Source organism: Mesorhizobium sp. M4A.F.Ca.ET.020.02.1.1, from assembly GCF_004022645.1.
Taxonomy (GTDB): domain Bacteria; phylum Pseudomonadota; class Alphaproteobacteria; order Rhizobiales; family Rhizobiaceae; genus Mesorhizobium.
Genome location: NZ_RZOI01001093.1, coordinates 1 through 1,377 on the forward strand (window position 1 = coordinate 1; position 1,377 = coordinate 1,377).

The 1,377-nt window shown below is 65.1% G+C and carries 2 protein-coding genes; both read right to left on the reverse strand.

Annotation, left to right across the window (positions count from 1 at the left end):
- Positions 1–794: branched-chain amino acid ABC transporter permease (locus tag EN742_RS35100; protein ID WP_148670532.1), on the reverse strand; the 794-nt coding region annotated here is incomplete at its 3' end.
- A gap of 1 nt (position 795) precedes the next feature.
- On the reverse strand, positions 796–1,377 hold a 582-nt coding region (locus EN742_RS35105), incomplete at its 5' end, for a branched-chain amino acid ABC transporter permease (protein ID WP_189375735.1).

Here is a 1,377-nt window from a genome sequence, read left to right on the forward strand (position 1 = left end):
AACATGGCGAGCGCGAGCAGCGTCGCGCCGAAATAGAACGAGTCGGGACTGATGACGCCGAGATAGCGGGCCTGGAGGTTCCCGGCGATACCGCAAACGAAGCCGCTAAGGACATAGGCCAGCAGACGCACACGAAAGCCGCGTATGCCGCAAGCTTCGGCCGCGACCGGGTCTTCCCGGCATGATTTCAGTGCCAGCCCCGCAGCCGACGTGGCATGGATATGCGCGGCCAGGATAGCGAAGACGGCCCAGCCAAGCACGGCCCAGATGCCAAGGCCGGTGGGAATGCCCGCAAGCGATCCGACACCACCCGTAATGGGATCGGAATTCGCATAGACCGTGTTGATGATCGCGAGGAACGCCAGCGTGGCGATCGATGCGGCCACCCCCGAAAGCCGCATGATGAAGATGCCGCTGACCAACGCCACCAGCGCGGCAAGCAGACCGCTGGCGAGCGTGGCGAGAAAAGAAGGCCATTGCGCCGACAGGATGATCTCGGGAAGACCCGGCAGCAGCATCTTCTTCATCGCCGGCCGCATCGTCAGCCAGGCGGTGGCATAGGCCGAGACGGTGGCAAAGCCGAGATGTCCAAAGCTCAATATGCCGGAGTTGCCGACGAAGATGAAAAGCCCGACCACCAGCACGACGCTGATCAGCGCGCCTGTTCCGACGCGCACGATCAGGGGCGAGGTGAAGCCGATGAGCAGAAGCACGGCAACAAGCAGCGCCAACGAGAGGATGACCGGCGTGGCATGCCGCGAAACGAGGCGCTGAAGGGAGCGGCCGCCGATCATCTCAAATCCTCTGCGACCGGCTGCCGGCCGAGAACAGCCCGTCCGGCTTCAGCATGAGCACCGCGATGACGGCCGCGTAGACGAACGCATCGCGATAAGGGCGCGCGGCGAGCGGCAGCGCGATCTGCAGAAAGACGCTGACCAGGCCGATGAGATAGGCGCTGACCACAGCGCCGGTGAGGCTGCCCAACCCGCCGACGACGGTGGCCACGAAGGCGACCAGAAGTATGCCATCGCCCATGCGGATGTCGGCGATGCCGGTCTGCGGCAGGGTGAGCAGGCTCGCCGTGGCGGCAAGCGCGCCGGAGATGCCGAAGGCGGCAAGGATGACCCGGTCCGCCGGAACGCCCAGCATCCGCGCCATGAGGAAATTTTCCGACGACGCTCGCATGGCGGTGCCGAACCGGGTGCGCTGCAGGAAGAGTGTCAGCGCCAGCAGCGCGAGCGCCGTAACGGCCAGGATGACGAGTTGCAGCCGAGGCACCATGAGCCCGCCGATCATGATCGGCTGCGTCAGCGACGGCCAGAGATTGATCGCGATCGGGCGGCTGCCGAACATCATCAGGAGCAGGTTCTGCAGTGC